This is a genomic window from Streptomyces sp. WAC05374, assembly GCF_004353505.1.
Classification (GTDB): Bacteria; Actinomycetota; Actinomycetes; order Streptomycetales; family Streptomycetaceae; genus Streptomyces.
Window position 1 is genome coordinate 84,789 of the sequence record NZ_SMNQ01000002.1, and the last position, 13,559, is coordinate 98,347.

12 protein-coding genes are annotated in these 13,559 nt (G+C 74.0%); 2 read left to right on the forward strand and 10 right to left on the reverse strand.

Going from position 1 to position 13,559, the window contains the following annotated elements; all coding sequences use genetic code 11:
• Positions 1 to 247 precede the first annotated feature (247 nt).
• From E2B92_RS05380 to E2B92_RS05415, 8 genes are all read right to left on the reverse strand, one after another.
• On the reverse strand, positions 248 to 1,789 hold the full coding sequence (locus E2B92_RS05380; protein WP_126889550.1) for a glycoside hydrolase family 43 protein: 1,542 nt from the start codon (positions 1,787 to 1,789) through the stop codon (positions 248 to 250).
• On the reverse strand, positions 1,786 to 2,616 hold the full coding sequence (locus E2B92_RS05385) for a PmoA family protein (RefSeq protein ID WP_133087405.1): 831 nt from the start codon (positions 2,614 to 2,616) through the stop codon (positions 1,786 to 1,788). The genes E2B92_RS05380 and E2B92_RS05385 overlap by 4 nt, the downstream gene beginning before the upstream one ends.
• Positions 2,613 to 3,728 carry a Gfo/Idh/MocA family protein gene (locus tag E2B92_RS05390; RefSeq protein ID WP_126883619.1) on the reverse strand — a complete coding sequence of 372 codons (1,116 nt, stop codon included), beginning with the start codon at positions 3,726 to 3,728 and terminating at the stop codon, positions 2,613 to 2,615. Before E2B92_RS05390 ends, E2B92_RS05385 begins: the two co-directional genes overlap by 4 nt.
• Before the next feature lie 3 nt (positions 3,729 to 3,731).
• Positions 3,732 to 4,643, reverse strand: coding sequence for a carbohydrate ABC transporter permease (locus E2B92_RS05395; protein WP_126883618.1), 912 nt, complete (start codon positions 4,641 to 4,643; stop codon positions 3,732 to 3,734).
• The gene (locus E2B92_RS05400) at positions 4,640 to 5,578 is read right to left on the reverse strand and encodes a carbohydrate ABC transporter permease (RefSeq protein WP_126883617.1); all 939 of its coding nucleotides are present in this window, start codon (positions 5,576 to 5,578) and stop codon (positions 4,640 to 4,642) included. Before E2B92_RS05400 ends, E2B92_RS05395 begins: the two co-directional genes overlap by 4 nt.
• Positions 5,579 to 5,671: 93 nt before the next feature.
• The gene (gene araD / locus E2B92_RS05405; protein ID WP_126883616.1) at positions 5,672 to 7,387 is read right to left on the reverse strand and encodes an L-arabinonate dehydratase; all 1,716 of its coding nucleotides are present in this window, start codon (positions 7,385 to 7,387) and stop codon (positions 5,672 to 5,674) included.
• Entirely contained in the window at positions 7,384 to 8,286 is a 903-nt protein-coding gene (locus E2B92_RS05410) for a dihydrodipicolinate synthase family protein (protein ID WP_126883615.1), read from the reverse strand. The genes araD and E2B92_RS05410 overlap by 4 nt, the downstream gene beginning before the upstream one ends.
• 26 nt (positions 8,287 to 8,312) lie before the next feature.
• The gene (locus tag E2B92_RS05415; protein ID WP_126883614.1) at positions 8,313 to 8,960 is read right to left on the reverse strand and encodes a GntR family transcriptional regulator; all 648 of its coding nucleotides are present in this window, start codon (positions 8,958 to 8,960) and stop codon (positions 8,313 to 8,315) included.
• A 190-nt stretch (positions 8,961 to 9,150) separates the two neighbouring features.
• On the opposite strand from E2B92_RS05415, the gene E2B92_RS05420 reads away from it, so the two are divergent.
• Positions 9,151 to 10,353, forward strand: coding sequence for an MFS transporter (locus tag E2B92_RS05420; RefSeq protein WP_126883613.1), 1,203 nt, complete (start codon positions 9,151 to 9,153; stop codon positions 10,351 to 10,353).
• On the opposite strand, the gene E2B92_RS05425 is transcribed toward E2B92_RS05420, so the two are convergent.
• Both E2B92_RS05425 and E2B92_RS05430 read right to left on the reverse strand, forming a co-directional pair.
• Entirely contained in the window at positions 10,322 to 11,503 is a 1,182-nt protein-coding gene (locus tag E2B92_RS05425) for a hypothetical protein (RefSeq protein ID WP_126883612.1), read from the reverse strand. The genes E2B92_RS05420 and E2B92_RS05425 overlap by 32 nt on opposite strands.
• Positions 11,500 to 12,429, reverse strand: a complete 930-nt coding sequence (locus E2B92_RS05430; protein WP_126883611.1) for a 5-dehydro-4-deoxyglucarate dehydratase — start codon at positions 12,427 to 12,429, stop codon at positions 11,500 to 11,502. Before E2B92_RS05430 ends, E2B92_RS05425 begins: the two co-directional genes overlap by 4 nt.
• Before the next feature lie 253 nt (positions 12,430 to 12,682).
• On the opposite strand from E2B92_RS05430, the gene E2B92_RS05435 reads away from it, so the two are divergent.
• A complete protein-coding gene (locus tag E2B92_RS05435; protein ID WP_126883610.1) occupies positions 12,683 to 13,492 on the forward strand; it encodes an NAD-dependent epimerase/dehydratase family protein in 810 nt (269 codons plus the stop codon).
• The last annotated feature ends 67 nt before the right edge of the window (positions 13,493 to 13,559 follow it).

Below are 13,559 nucleotides of genomic sequence, written 5' to 3' on the forward strand. Positions count from 1 at the left end.
CGGCACGGGCGGCACGGGCGGCACGGGCGCCGCCCGGGCGGGGGCCAAGGGGGCCGGGGCGGGGGTGCCGGCGGCTTCGGCGGGGGTGCCGGCGGCTTCGGCGGGGGTGCCGGCGGCTTCGGCGGGGGTCGCCGCGGCGAGCGTGAGGGCGGCGAGGAGCGCGCTGACGGCGGCCGGAACCCGGCGTGGGCGTGGCAAGCGCTTGCTGGATCGTTGCATGGCGGCTCCAGGGGGCTTGAGTCGTGGGTCAGTTGACGTGGAAGTCGGTGAACAGGGCCGTTCCGGCGCTCCCCGGTCCCCGGGGCGCCACCGCGAACAGGCCGAGCAGGGCGCCCACCCAGCGCCAGGGCGTGGCCGCGAAGACCGGGCCCGACGGCACCCAGCCGTGCCCGTCCCCCGTGTCGGCGTGGAACCGGCAGCGGGCGCCCGGCGACACCTCGACGCGCAGCCGCACCCGCCCGCCCCCGGAACCCGGCACCACGCGCGCGTGCGCCGCGTCCCGCTCCCGTTCGGCCACCGCCTCGGCGAACCGGTGGACCAGCCGCAGCCCGCCCTCCGCGTCCCGCTCCAGGCCGATCCACGAGAAGGCGTCACCCAGCACGGCGAGCCCCGCGCGGGCGCCCGGCTCGGTGGACTCCAGCGCCAGGGACACCCCGGCGGTGAACGTCTCGGCGGGCAGCCGCTGGGTGAGGACGTTCGGCAGCAGGCGCAGGTCATGGGCGTCGGGCGTCCGTACGCAGGCCAGCCGCAGTCCGTCCCCGGCGTGCTCGACGGCCCACCCGGCGCCCCGGTTGGCCGTCCACTGCCACTGCCGCCCGTACCGCCCGCCCGGGAAGGCGTCGTCGGTCGCGGGCGCCCCCACCGGCTGCGGCGGGGCGGCCGGTTTGCGGTGGACGGCCACGGGCTCGCCGCCGTCGCCGAGCACGGGCCAGCCGTCCGCGTCCCAGGCCATCGGCTGGAGGTGGACGACCCTCCCGTAGGCGCCGCGCGCCTGGAAGTGCAGGAACCAGTCCTCGCCCGCCCGGGTGCGCACCCAGCCGCCCTGGTGGGGGCCGTTGACGCCGGTGGAGCCCTGCGCGAGGACGACCCTCTCCTCGTACGGGCCGAAGAAGTCCCGCGACCGGAAGGCGCCCTGCCAGCCGGTCTCCACTCCCCCGGCCGGGGCGAAGATCCAGAACCAGCCGCCGTGCCGGTACAGCTTGGGCCCCTCCAGGGTGAACCAGCCGGGGATGCGGTCGCCGTCGACGACGACCGTGCCCTCGTCGAGGAGGGTGCGGCCGTCCCGGCTCATCCGGTGGCCGGTGAGCCGGTTCTTCACGCCCGACCGGGACTTGGCCCAGGCGTGCACCAGGTACGCCTCGCCGGTCTCGTCGTCCCACAGGGGGCAGGCGTCGATGAGGCCCTTGCCCGCCTTCAGCAGGTGGGGCTTGCTCCAGGGGCCGCGGACGTGCTCGGCGTTCACCTGGAAGACCCCGTGATCGGGGTCGCCCCAGAAGATCCAGAAGCGGCCGTCGGCGTGGCGCAGGGACGGTGCCCACACGCCCCGGTCGTGGCGGGGGGCGGCGAAGTCGGCGGCCGGCTCCAGCTTGTCCAGGGCGTGCCCGATCAGCGACCAGTTGACGAGGTCGCGGGAGTGCAGCAGGGGCAGCCCGGGGGCGCGGCCGAAGCTGGAGGCGGTGAGGTAGAAGTCGGCGCCCACGGCGAGGGCGTCGGGGTCGGACCAGTCGGCGTGCAGGACGGGGTTGCGGTAGGTGCCGTCGCCGAGGTCACCGGTCCGCACCGGGGTCATGACAGGGCCTTCCGTACGAGGGCGGCGGCGTCGCCCCGGTCCAGGACGCCGTCGGCGACGACGGTCACCACGCGGCGTACGACGGTGGCCCCGGCCGCGATGTCCAGCCGCTCGTCCCGGGCGAGGGAGGAGCCGACGCCCGGGTACTGACGGGTGCGGACGAACCAGGGGTCCTTCCGTGTCCGCTCGGTGGCGCCGGCGAACACCAGCGTCCAGGCGGAACCGGTCAGGGCGAGCCAGTCGGCCGTGCTGCCGTGCACCGCGTCCTCGCCCTCCGCGTCGGCGGTGAAGACGTCCGGCGGGGCGGCCTCCTTGGGAGCGCGCCAGAAGAAGCCCCCGTAACCGGCGCCTTGGCGGCCGTTCGTGGCGGGTGACCCCAGGAAGAGACCGCCGGGGCCGGGGTTGGTGAGCGAGAAGGTGAAGTCCAGTGCCCAGGCGGTGGCGGTCAGGGCGCCGGCGGCGACCGTCCGGCGCTCGCGCAGCAGCTCCCGGCCGCCGGCGCGCCAGGACAGGTCCTCGACGAAGCCGTCCGGGTCGCGCAGCTTCCAGCCGTCGTGGTGCTGGGTGCCGTGGTTGTCGAGTTCGGTGGGCCCCCAATCGCGCACGTAGGTGCGTCCGCCCCAGAAGTTGTGGCCGGCCACGTCGGGGACGGCGACCGAGACGCCGAGGTGGTGGAGGTGGTCCTGGGGCCCTTCCTCGGTGACGGGGGTGCCGCCCAGGGTGGTGACGGGGTGGAGGTAGGGGCGGGGCGACAGGCGGGGTGCGAGGCCGGGCCGGTGGAGGTAGCGGGCGACGGGGCGGCCCGCGCAGCGCAGGAGGAGGTTCATGGGGAGCTCTCCAGTTCGGCGAAGAGGGAGAGGGTGCCGGCGCTCGCGCGGACCAGGTCGTCGATGCCCTTGACCACGCGGCGGTTCCCGTCGGCGTACCAGCTCCCCTCGGGCAGCCGGCGCGGGTCGGGGGCGGTGCGGACGGCTTCCACGAGCCGCATGAAGGCGCCGGTGCGGTGGGGCGGTACGAGCAGGTCGTCGCCGTCCCGGAGGTGGGCGATCAGGTTCTCCAGCAGGTCCGTGCGGCCGTGGACGGTCTCCACGGGGCCGTGTCCGGCGCGCTGCACCAGGACCCGGTCCTGCTTGTACCAGAAGGTGATGCGGCCGTGGCTGCCGTGGACGACGGCGTACGGCTCGCCGGGCCGCTCGGCGCAGAGCGTCACGGCGACGGTGACGGGCGTGCCGCGTGCCGTGGTGATGCGGACGCACGAGGTGTCGTCGGCCTCGATGTCGTTGGCCCGTGCGAGGTCGAGCTCGATGGCGGTCACGTCGTCGGCGTGGAGGCTGCCGTCGAGGGCGAGGGCGGTGGCCACGGCGTGGGCGAGGGGGTTGGTGAGGACGCCGTCGACCACGTCGGTGCCGTCGTCGAGGCGCCGTTTCCCGGCCCATGGGGAGCGCCGGAAGTACGCCTCGTCGCGGGCCCATGCTCCGGCGGCCCCGATGCCCCTGACCTCCCCTATGGCGCCGTCGGCGAGGAGCTCGGCGATGGCGGGCAGGGCGTGGGAGCCGAGCGACTGGAAGCCGATCTGGCAGGCGGTGCCCGCCCGGCCCACTCCGTCGGCCATGCGCCCAAACTCCCGCCAGGACGGTGCGGGTGGTTTCTCCAGCAGGATGTGCGCGCCGTGCCGGGCGGCGGTGAGGGCGAGCGGGGTGTGGGTGTCGATGGGGGTGCAGATCACGGCGGCGTGGGCGCCGGTGTCCGCCAGGAGCGTGGCGAGGTCGGCGGACTGGGCGACGTCGTCGAAGCCGTCGAGTTCCCGGCCGTCGAGCGGGCGGAGTTCACAGACGCCCGCGAGGCGTACCAGGCCGGCCCGCTGGAGGCGCCGGATGTTGTCCAGGTGCCATCGCCCGTGGCCGCGGGCGCCGGCGAGGACGAGGGGGATGGGGGTCATGGGTCAGCCCTTCACCGCGCCGGCGCTGAAGCCGGTGATGAGCCACTTCTGGATGAACGCGAAGACGATCACCACCGGTACGGCGGCGACGACACCGCCCGCCGCCAGCGCGCCGAGGTCCACGCTGTCGGAGCCGATGAGGGTGTTGAGGCCGACGGGGACGGTCTGCTTGTCCTGCCTGCTCAGGAACATCAGGGCGAACAGGAAGTGGTTCCAGCTATGGACGAAGGCGAAGGAGCCGACCGCGATCAGCCCGGGCCGCAGCAGCGGCAGGACGACGGCGCGGAAGGCGCGGAAGCGGGAGCAGCCGTCCACCCAGGCGGCCTCCTCCAGGGAGACCGGCACGTTCTTGATGAAGCCGCTGATCAGGATGATGGACAGGGGCAGTTGGAAGACCGTCTCGGCGATGATGACGCTGCCCAGGGAGTTGATCATCCGCAGTTCGCGGAAGATCTCGAAGAGCGGCACCAGCATCAGCGCGCCCGGGATGAACTGGGAGCACAGCAGCGCCAGCATGAAGCCGTTCTTGATCCGGAAGTCGAAGCGGGCGAGCGCGTAACCGCCGGAGAGGGCGATGAGGGTCGTGGTCACCAGGGTGGCGACGCCGACGAGCATGCTGTTCTGGAAGAAGACCCCGAAGCTGCGCTCGTTCCAGACCTTGTCGAAGTGTTCGAAGGTCAGCGGCCAGGGCACCAGCGACGTCGAGCCGGCGGGCCGCAGCGCGAACAGCAGCATCCAGTAGAAGGGCACGAGCGTGAAGAGGAGGTACAGCCCGAGCGGGACGTAGATCTGCCAGCGCGGTACGTCGTCGAAGGCGCGCTCCCGCTCGGGGGTGCGTCGCGTTCCGGAGGGCGGCGGCGGCTGGGGCGCGGGCACGCGCGCGTGGGTGCCCTTTTCCGCGAGTGCGGCGGTCATGAGCGGTCGCCTCCGAACTTGCTCAGGCGCAGATAGAGGATCGAGCAGAAGAGGAGGATCACGAAGGCGACGGTGGTGAGCGCGGAGGCGTAACCGAAGTCGTGGCCCTCGATACCGGTGTTGGCGATCATCAGGGGAAGCGTCGTGGTGACCCCGGCGGGGCCGCCGCCGGTGAGGGTGTAGAGCAGGTCGACGTTGTTGAACTCCCAGACGCCGCGCAGCAGCGTGGAGAGGATGATCGCGTCCTTGAGGTGCGGCAGGGTGATGTGGAAGAACTGCCGCAGCCGGCCGGCCCCGTCCACGGACGCCGCTTCGTACAGGTCCCTGGGGATGGACTGGAGGTCGGCGAGGATGAGGATGGCGAAGAAGGGGACGCCGCGCCACAGTTCGGCGACGACGGCCGCCCAGAAGACGGTGCCGGTGTCGGAGAGGACGGAGGTGCCGTACGAGCCGATGCCGGCGTCGGCGAGGTAGCGGCTGACGCCCGTGGAGGGGTTGTAGAGCAGCATCCAGATGGTGGTGGTCAGCACGCCGGAGACGGCCCAGGGCGAGAAGACCAGGGCGCGGGCGAGGGCCCGGCCGGCGAACGTCTGGTTGACCAGCAGGGCGAGGACGAGCCCGAGGGCGAGCTGCAGGCCGACCTGGACGACGACCCATCGGGCGCTGAAGCCGAGGGTGGACCAGAAGAGCGGGTCCTCGGTGAAGGCGCGGGTGAAGTTGTCCAGGCCCGCGTATCCGTTCTTCCACGGCTTGGTGACGTTGTAGTGCTGGAGGCTGTAGAAGAAGACGCTGAGTACCGGATAGGCGATGAAGCCCAGCATCAGCAGACCCGCGGGGGCGATCAGCAGGTACGGCAGGCGGCGCGGCTCGGCTCCGGTCCCCGTGCGGCGACGGCCGGCCGGGGGGTGTTTCGCCACGGCGGCGGGGTGGGCCATGACTTGTCTCCGTTCGTCATTGCATGGGGTGAAGCGCTTTCCGGATCGCGTTCGGGATGTCGGACGTACGGTTCCGGCGGTGGGGAGGGCGTTTCAGCCCGCGTAGGGGTCCGGGACCTCGCCGGCCCGGGCGAGGAACGCGAAGTCGCAGCCCGTGTCGGCCTGGGTGATGTGCTCGCTGTAGAGCGCGCCGTAGCCGCGCCCGTACCGGGCGGGCGGCGGGGTCCAGGCGTCCCGGCGCCGCCGGAGCTCCTCGTCGGTCACGTCCAGGTGGAGCGTGCGCGCCGCCACGTCGAGGGTGATGAGGTCACCGGTGCGCACCAGCGCCAGGGGCCCGCCGACGTACGACTCGGGCGCGACGTGCAGCACGCAGGTGCCGTAACTGGTGCCGCTCATCCGGGCGTCGGAGATGCGGACCATGTCGCGCACGCCCTGCTTGAGCAGGTGGTCGGGGATGGGGAGCATCCCGTACTCCGGCATCCCGGGGCCGCCCTTGGGTCCGGCGTTGCGCAGCACCAGGACGTGGTCGGGGGTGATGCCGAGGCCGGGGTCGTCGATGGTGCGCTGCATGGTCCGGTAGTCGTCGAAGACGACGGCGGGGCCGGTGTGCCTGAGCAGGTGCGGCTCGGCGGCGATGTGCTTGACGACCGCGCCGTCCGGGCAGAGGTTGCCGCGCAGGACGGCGACCCCGCCCTCGTCGGCGAGCGGCTTGTCGCGCGGCCGGATCACGTCGTCGTCGTGCACCAGGGCCCCGTCGAGCTGTGCGCGCAGGGTGGCGTGGGCGACGGTCGGCCGGTCCAGGTGCAGCAGGTCGGTGATGCGGGAGAGGAAGCCGGGCAGTCCGCCGGCGAAGTGGAAGTCCTCCATCAGGTACCGCCCGCCGGGGCGGAGGTTCGCGAGGACGGGCACGGTCCGGGCGATCCGGTCGAAGTCGTCGAGCGTGAGGGTGACGCCGGAGCGGCCCGCCATGGCGATGAGGTGGATCACGGCGTTGGTGGAGCCGCCCAGCCCGAGGACGGTCGTCACGGCGTCCTCGTACGCCTCCCGCGTCAGGATCGCCGACAGCTTCAGGTCCCGGCGCACGAGGTCGACGATCCGCATCCCGGAGGCGGCGGCCATCCGGTCGTGGCCGGAGTCGACGGCCGGGACCGAGGAGGCGCCCGGCAGGGTGACGCCCAGCGCCTCGGCCGCGGCCGTGAGGGTGGAGGCGGTGCCCATGGTCATGCAGTGGCCGGGCGAGCGGGCGAGGCCGCTTTCCAGCTCGGCCATCTCGCAGTCGCCGATGAGCCCGGCCCGCTTGTCGTCCCAGTACTTCCACATGTCCGTGCCGGAGCCGAGGACCTCGCCCCGCCAGTGGCCCGGCAGCATCGGCCCGGCCGGGACGAACACGGCCGGCAGGTCGGCGGAGGCGGCGCCCATCAGCAGCGCGGGCGTCGACTTGTCGCAGCCGCCCATGAGCACGGCGCCGTCGACGGGGTACGAGCGCAGCAGCTCCTCCGTCTCCATGGCGAGGAGGTTGCGGTACAGCATGGGGGTGGGCTTCTGGAAGGTCTCGGAGAGCGTGGAGACCGGGAACTCGAGCGGGAAGCCGCCGGCCTGCCACACGCCCCGCTTCACGGCCCGGGCGCGGTCGCGGAGGTGGACGTGGCAGGGGTTGATGTCGGACCAGGTGTTGAGGATCGCGATCACGGGCTTGCCGAGGTGCTCCTCGGGCAGGTAGCCGAGCTGGCGGGTGCGGGCGCGGTGGCTGAAGGAGCGCAGCCCGTCCGTCCCGTACCACCGGTGGCTGCGGAGCTCGTCCGGCCTCATGCGGACCAGCCCCCGACCATGGCGGCTATCCCGGCGCGGCGGGCCTCGGGCAGGAGGCGGCTGGGCGGGCGCACGTCACGGCGGCACAGCCCCAGGGCGTGCAGGGCCTCCTTGACGACGGTGACGTTGTCGGCGGACTGGTCGGCGGCGCGCAGCTCCTCGAAGGGCCGGATCTGCTCCCACACCTGCGCGGCGGCCTGCTGGTCTCCGGCGCGCAGTGCCGCCAGCATCGCGAGCGAGACGGCCGGGGCGACGTTGACCAGCCCCGAGGTGAACCCGGTGGCGCCCATGGCCCAGTAGGCGGGCGCGTACAGCTCGGCGAGGCCGGCGATCCACACGAACCGGTCGAGGCCGGCGTCCCGGGCGACGGCGCCGAACCGGGCGGCGTCGGGCACGGCGTACTTGACGCCGATGACGTTGGGGCACAGCTCACCGAGGCGGGCGATGGTGGCGCCGTCGAGGAGCGGGTCACGCACGTACGGCACGACCCCCAGCTCGGGGACGGCGTCGGCGATCTCCCGGTGGTACGCGATCCAGCCGTCGCGCGAGACGTAGGGGTGCACCGGCTGGTGGACCATGACCATGCCGGCGCCGCACGCGCGCGCGTGCCGGGCGGCGGCGGTCGCGGTCGGCAGGTCGTGTCCCACGCCGACGAGGACGGCGGCGCGGTCGCCGGTCTCCTCGGCGGTCAGCTCGGTGACCAGGACGCGTTCCTCGGGGGTGAGGGCGTAGAACTCGCCGGTGTTGCCGCCCGGGGTGACGGCCCGTACGCCGCCGTCGAGGAGCCTGCGCAGCAGAGCGCGGCAGGTGGTGCGGTCGACCCCGCCGTCGGCGCCGAACGGGGTCACGGGGATCGCGACGACGTCCGCGAGTGCCGCCCTCAGCGATGCGTGGTCCATGGGTGTCCGCCTTTCCGTCGCGGGGATCACTGGGCGTCCTCGGGGAAGGCCCGGTCGACGAACGAGGCGATGTGGTCGCGCAGGGCGCGGGCGGCGCCCTCGGCGTCCCCGGCCCGTGCCAGGCTCAGGATCTCGCGGTGCTCCTCGGCCTCGCGCCGCCACGAGGGCTGCGCGCTCCAGGCGACGGTCGACACCAGCGCGGCCTGGTCGCGGACCTCGTCGAGCATCCTGGCGAGCAGCGGGTTGCCGCACGGCAGGTACAGGGCGCGGTGGAACTCGCGGTTGGCGAGGGACCGTTCGGCCCGGTCGGCCGCCGCGTCGGCGTCGGCGAGCGCCTGGCCGGCGGCGTCGAGGGAGGCGCGGCGGCCGATGGTGCGGCGCAGCGCCTCGGGTTCGAGCAGCAGCCGCACGTCGTAGACCTCGCGCGCCATGGCGGCGTCGACGGTGCGGACGGTGGCGCCCTTGTACTGGCTCATGACGACGAGGCCGGTCCCGGCGAGAGTCTTGAGGGCCTCCCGTACGGGGGTCTTGGACACCCCGTAGTGGGCCGCCAGTTCGGTCTCCACCAGGGGCTTCCCGGGGGGCAACTGCCCGGTGAGGATCGCGTGCTTGATCGCCTCCAGGACGTACTGGGTGCGGGAGGGGACGGGGCTGGGGGCGGCGGCGAAGGCCATAGGGGCGACTGCTCTCATATCTCGCGTATCGCGTCTCATATATGACGTACGAAGTACGACGCGATGAAGTTAGGGCGGTGGCAGGTATTCGTCAACGCTTATGACGGAATTGGTGAGTTGGGCGTTCGGGCCAGGGAGGTGGGGAAGGTGCCCGATCCGGTCGCGGGTCCTTATTTCGCACGCTGGCGGCATGAGGAACGGATCGACGGGACGGGTCCTCGCGGACCGCAACGCGCGGCTGTATCTGTCCGGGGTCGTGGTCTGCGGCTTCGGCTCGGCCGGGCTGTGGCTGGTGGCGGGCGTCTGGGTCAAGTCGCTGACCGGCTCGGACAGTCTGGCCGCGCTGACCGTGTTCGCGATGTGGGCGCCGGTCCTGGCGGGCCCCGTGCTGGGCGCGCTCGCCGACCGGACGCGCCGCCGGCCGCTGCTGGTGCGGGTGAACCTGGGCATGGCGGCGCTGCTGCCGGTGCTGTTGCTGGTGGACTCGGGCGGGCGCGTGTGGCTGGTGTTCGCGGTGCTGTTCGTCTACGGGACGGCCGGCGCCGTGCAGGACGCGGCCGAGGCTGCGCTGCTGCCGCGGGCGGTCGGCAAGGAGCTGCTCGGCGACCTCAACGGGCTGCGGATGACGGCCGGCGAGGGCATGAAACTGATCGCGCCGCTGACGGGCGCGGCGCTGTTCGCGCGGTTCGGCGCGGCGCCGGTGGTGGTCCTCGACGCGGTGACGTTCGCGCTGGCGGCCGGGGTGTTCGCGCTGCTGCGGGTGCGGGAGGAGGAGCCGCCGGAGCGGACCGGCGGGGAGGGGGCGTCCGGGACCTGGGAGGGGGCGCGGTACGTGTGGCGGTCGGCGGCGCTGCGGCCGCTGGTGCTGGCGGGCGCGGCCGCCATGGGGCTGGCCGGGCTGAACGGGGCGGTGATCCACGCGGTCACCGACGACGTGCTGGGGCGTCCGCCCGCGTTCACGGGGGTGCTGTACGCGGCCCAGGGTGCCGGTTCGGTGGTGGGCGGGGTGCTGGCGGGGCCGCTGCTGCGGCGGCTGGGCGAGCGGAGGTTCATGGCGACGGGCATCGCGCTGTTCGCCGTCGCGGTGGGCGGGCGGGCCCTGCCCTGTGACGTGACGGCGCTGGTGTGCGGCGGGCTCATCGGCGTGGGCCTGCCGTGGGTGCTGGTGGGCGTCCTGACGGCGGTGCAGCACCGGACCCCGGACGCGGTCCTGGGCCGCACCGCCGCCACCGCCCAGACGCTCCTGTTCGTCCCGAACGCGCTCGCCCTGGCGCTGGGCGCGGCCCTGGTCGCCGTCGTGGACGTGCGTGTCCTGCTGCCGCTGCTGGCGGCGGCGGGCCTGGTGCCCGCCGTGGCGCTGCTCAGGCGGCCGGGCGGGCCAGCGCGGCCCTGACGGCGGCCAGGTCGGGGTCGGAGGCCAGGCCCGCGTGGTACAGGCGCAGTTCGGTGGCGCCCAGCTCGCGGGCGCGGGCGGCGTCGGCGGCCAGGGTGGAGGGGGTCCCGCCCATGCCGCTCACCACCGTGAAGTTGGCCGCCAGGACGGTGTCCACGCGCGCGTGGGCGGCGAACGGCGGCAGCACCGCCTCCGCGCCGCCGCCCGTGCAGGGCAGGACGACGCCGTCCGCGACGGTCAGGATGTGGGCCGGGTCCACCCCGGCGTTGGCTCCGGTGCGGTACGGGGCGGGGTCGGCGTGCAGCAGGACCCGGAAGGCCGGGTGCGCGGCCGCCCGTACCGCCCCGACGGCGTCCTCCTGGAGGGTGCGGGCGGCCCGGGTGCGCCAGGCGAGCGTGGCCGCGGCGGGGCCGGCGCCCAGCAGGTCCTCCACGGCGGGCCACCCGCTGCCGGCCGCGCCGCCCGAGGCCCACACCGGTTCCAGGGCGCGGCGCACGGCGGCGGCCAGCTCGTCCGGGTCGAGGCCCTCGTCCCCGTACCCGGTGCGGCACGTGGCGCAGAAGCACAGGGACATCAGGTACTGGGCGGCGTCCCCGAGGGTGACGCCCGCGATCTTGTCGTGGGCGTGCAGGTGGGCCATTCCGTACCAGCCGCAGGACTCCAGCTCGGTGCCGTGCGCCCCGGGGCGTACCGCCGCCTCGGCGGCCAGCTCCACGAGGTAGGCGCGGACGGCGGGCTGCGCGACGCAGGGCGCCCACGGGTAGCGGTCGCCGTAGGCGTTCACCACGGAGGTGGCGGGGTGCTCGGCGCCGAGGCGGGAGCTGTGGGCGAGGACCACCCAGGTGTGGACGTCCAGCCCGGCGGCCCGGAGCGCCTCGGCGGCCTCCCCGTACGCGTCGCCGGGCGCCCAGTCCCCCGCCGGGCGGGGCGCCAGGTCCCGGCCCGCCCAGCGGACCGGGTCGGGCGGGTAGAGCACGGCGGCGTACTCGGCGGTGACCAGGCGGCGGGTGGGGTGGCGTGGCGTCAGGGCGCGGGTGGAGTGGTACGCGGAGGCGAGGGTGACCTGCCGGACGCCGAGGTCGACGAGCCGGGCGGCGGCGCGGGGGTCGCCGATGACGTCCCAGGGGTAGACGAACGCGGAGGCCCTCACCGGGGGCCGTCCAGCAGGGCGCGGCCGCGTTCGATGATCCCGGCGAGTTCCTCGATGTGGGCGGGCGCGGGCTCGCTGAGCGGCGGGCGGACCGCGCCGACGTCCAGGCCGCCGAGCCGGACGGCCGCCTTGACCAGGGAGACGGCGTATCCCTTGCCCTTGGCGCGCAGTTCGACCAGCGGGCGGTAGAAGCCGTCGATGAGCCGGTTGGCCGTCTCGTCGTCGCCGCCGTTGAGCGCCCGGTGGAAGGCGAGGGCGATGTCGGGGGCGAAGCAGAAGACGGCGGAGGAGTAGAGCGTGACGCCGATGCCCCGGTAGGCGAGCCCGGTGAGTTCGGCGGTGGGCAGGCCGTTGAAGTACAGCAGGCCGAGCCCTTCGGCGCGTACGGCGCTGACGATGCGCTGCATCAGGTCCAGGTCGCCGTGGCCGTCCTTGAGGCCGATGATCCCGTCGGCGCGGGCGAGCGTGACGGCCGTGGCGGGGGTGAGGACGGCGTTGTCGCGCTGGTAGACGATGACGTCCAGCCCGGTCGCCGCGGCCAGCGTCGTGTAGTGGCGCACCAGTCCTCCCTGGTCGCCGACGACGAGGTAGGGCGGCATGGCGAGCAGCCCGTCGGCGCCCGCCTCCTCGGCGAGCCGCGCGTACCGGACGGCGAGCGCCGTGCCGTAGCCGGCGCCGGCCACGACGGGGACGCGGCCCGCGGTCTCCTCCACGGCGGCGGCCACGCAGGCGCGGTACTCCTCGGGAGTGAGGGCGTGGAACTCGCCGGTGCCGCAGCAGGCGAAGACGGCGCCGGCGCCGGCCTCGACCCCGGCGCGCACGTGCGCGCGGAACGCGTCGAGGTCGAGCGTGCCGTCGGGTCCGTACGCGGTGACGGGGAAGAACAGCAGGCCGTCGAGGCGGCCGGCGAGCGGGGCTGGGGTCACGGGCGCTCCCTGAACAAGGCGTCTCCGGGCGGAGCACCGGCCCCGTGCACAATCATGACCGGTGTCCACGTTCATGAACGGCGCCACGCTAGACCCGCCCCTTTGGGCCGGTCAAGGCGGCGGATTGACGGGAATCCGCAACTCAGGCGCGGAGTTGACGGCGCGCCGCCACACTTGACGGTGCTTGGAGGCGCTCCCTAGCGTGTCCACGCTTGTGAATGCCGCACATGTACGTAACCGAAGGAGACCGCCCATGCCCGCTCCCCGCACGGTCCTGCTCACCGGAGCCGCCGGCGGCCTCGGCACCCTGATGCGGGGGCTGCTGCCGGCGTACGGATACGAGCTGCGCCTCTTCGACGTCGTCCCCATCGAGGGCGAGCCGGACGCCGTCACGGCCGACCTCGCCGACCGGGAGGCGCTGCGCCAGGCCGTCCGGGGCGTGGACGCGGTCATCCACCTGGCGGGCATCTCCCTGGAGGCGCCCTTCGAGAAGATCCTGCGCGCCAACATCGAGGGGACGTACAACCTCTACGAGGCGGCCCGCCAGGAGGGCGTGCGCCGGATCGTGTTCGCGTCCAGCAACCACGCGGTCGGCTTCACCCCGCGCCCGCGCGAGGGCGACCCGCTGATCCCGGTCGGCGCGGCGCACCGCCCCGACACGTACTACGGCCTGTCCAAGTGCTTCGGCGAGGACCTGGCCCAGCTCCACTGGGACCTGCACGGCACCGAGACCGTCTCCGTGCGCATCGGCTCCTGCTTTATGGAGCCCACCTCCGTACGGATGCTGTCGGTGTGGCTGAGCCCCGGCGACTGCGCCCGGCTCTTCCACGCCGCGCTCACCGCCGAGGGCGTGGGGCACACCGTGGTCCACGGCTCCTCCGCCAACACCCGCCTGTGGTGGGACCTCTCCACGGCCCGGGCGCTCGGGTACGAGCCGCAGGACGACTCCGAGCAGTACGCCGGGAAGCTCATCGCCGAGCACGGCGAACTCGACGACGACAACCCCGACCACGCCCACCTCGGCGGTCACTTCTGCACGCACCCGCCCCAGTGGCCGCACTGATGCCGACGCCCGTGTAACCGGAGTGGCCGAAGGTAAGGGAACGGCAAAGCGGCCTCGCTCGTTACCC

Coding starts and splice junctions, on each gene's coding strand:
- E2B92_RS05400 (WP_126883617.1), bottom strand. CDS start 5,578: ATGGCCCACCCCGCCGCCGTGGCGAAACACCCCCCGGCCGGCCGTCGC.
- E2B92_RS05385 (WP_133087405.1), bottom strand. CDS start 2,616: ATGAACCTCCTCCTGCGCTGCGCGGGCCGCCCCGTCGCCCGCTACCTC.
- E2B92_RS05435 (WP_126883610.1), top strand. CDS start 12,683: ATGCCCGCTCCCCGCACGGTCCTGCTCACCGGAGCCGCCGGCGGCCTC.
- E2B92_RS05395 (WP_126883618.1), bottom strand. CDS start 4,643: ATGACCGCCGCACTCGCGGAAAAGGGCACCCACGCGCGCGTGCCCGCG.
- E2B92_RS05390 (WP_126883619.1), bottom strand. CDS start 3,728: ATGACCCCCATCCCCCTCGTCCTCGCCGGCGCCCGCGGCCACGGGCGA.
- E2B92_RS05420 (WP_126883613.1), top strand. CDS start 9,151: ATGAGGAACGGATCGACGGGACGGGTCCTCGCGGACCGCAACGCGCGG.
- E2B92_RS05380 (WP_126889550.1), bottom strand. CDS start 1,789: ATGACCCCGGTGCGGACCGGTGACCTCGGCGACGGCACCTACCGCAAC.
- E2B92_RS05410 (WP_126883615.1), bottom strand. CDS start 8,286: ATGGACCACGCATCGCTGAGGGCGGCACTCGCGGACGTCGTCGCGATC.
- araD (WP_126883616.1), bottom strand. CDS start 7,387: ATGAGGCCGGACGAGCTCCGCAGCCACCGGTGGTACGGGACGGACGGG.
- E2B92_RS05415 (WP_126883614.1), bottom strand. CDS start 8,960: ATGGCCTTCGCCGCCGCCCCCAGCCCCGTCCCCTCCCGCACCCAGTAC.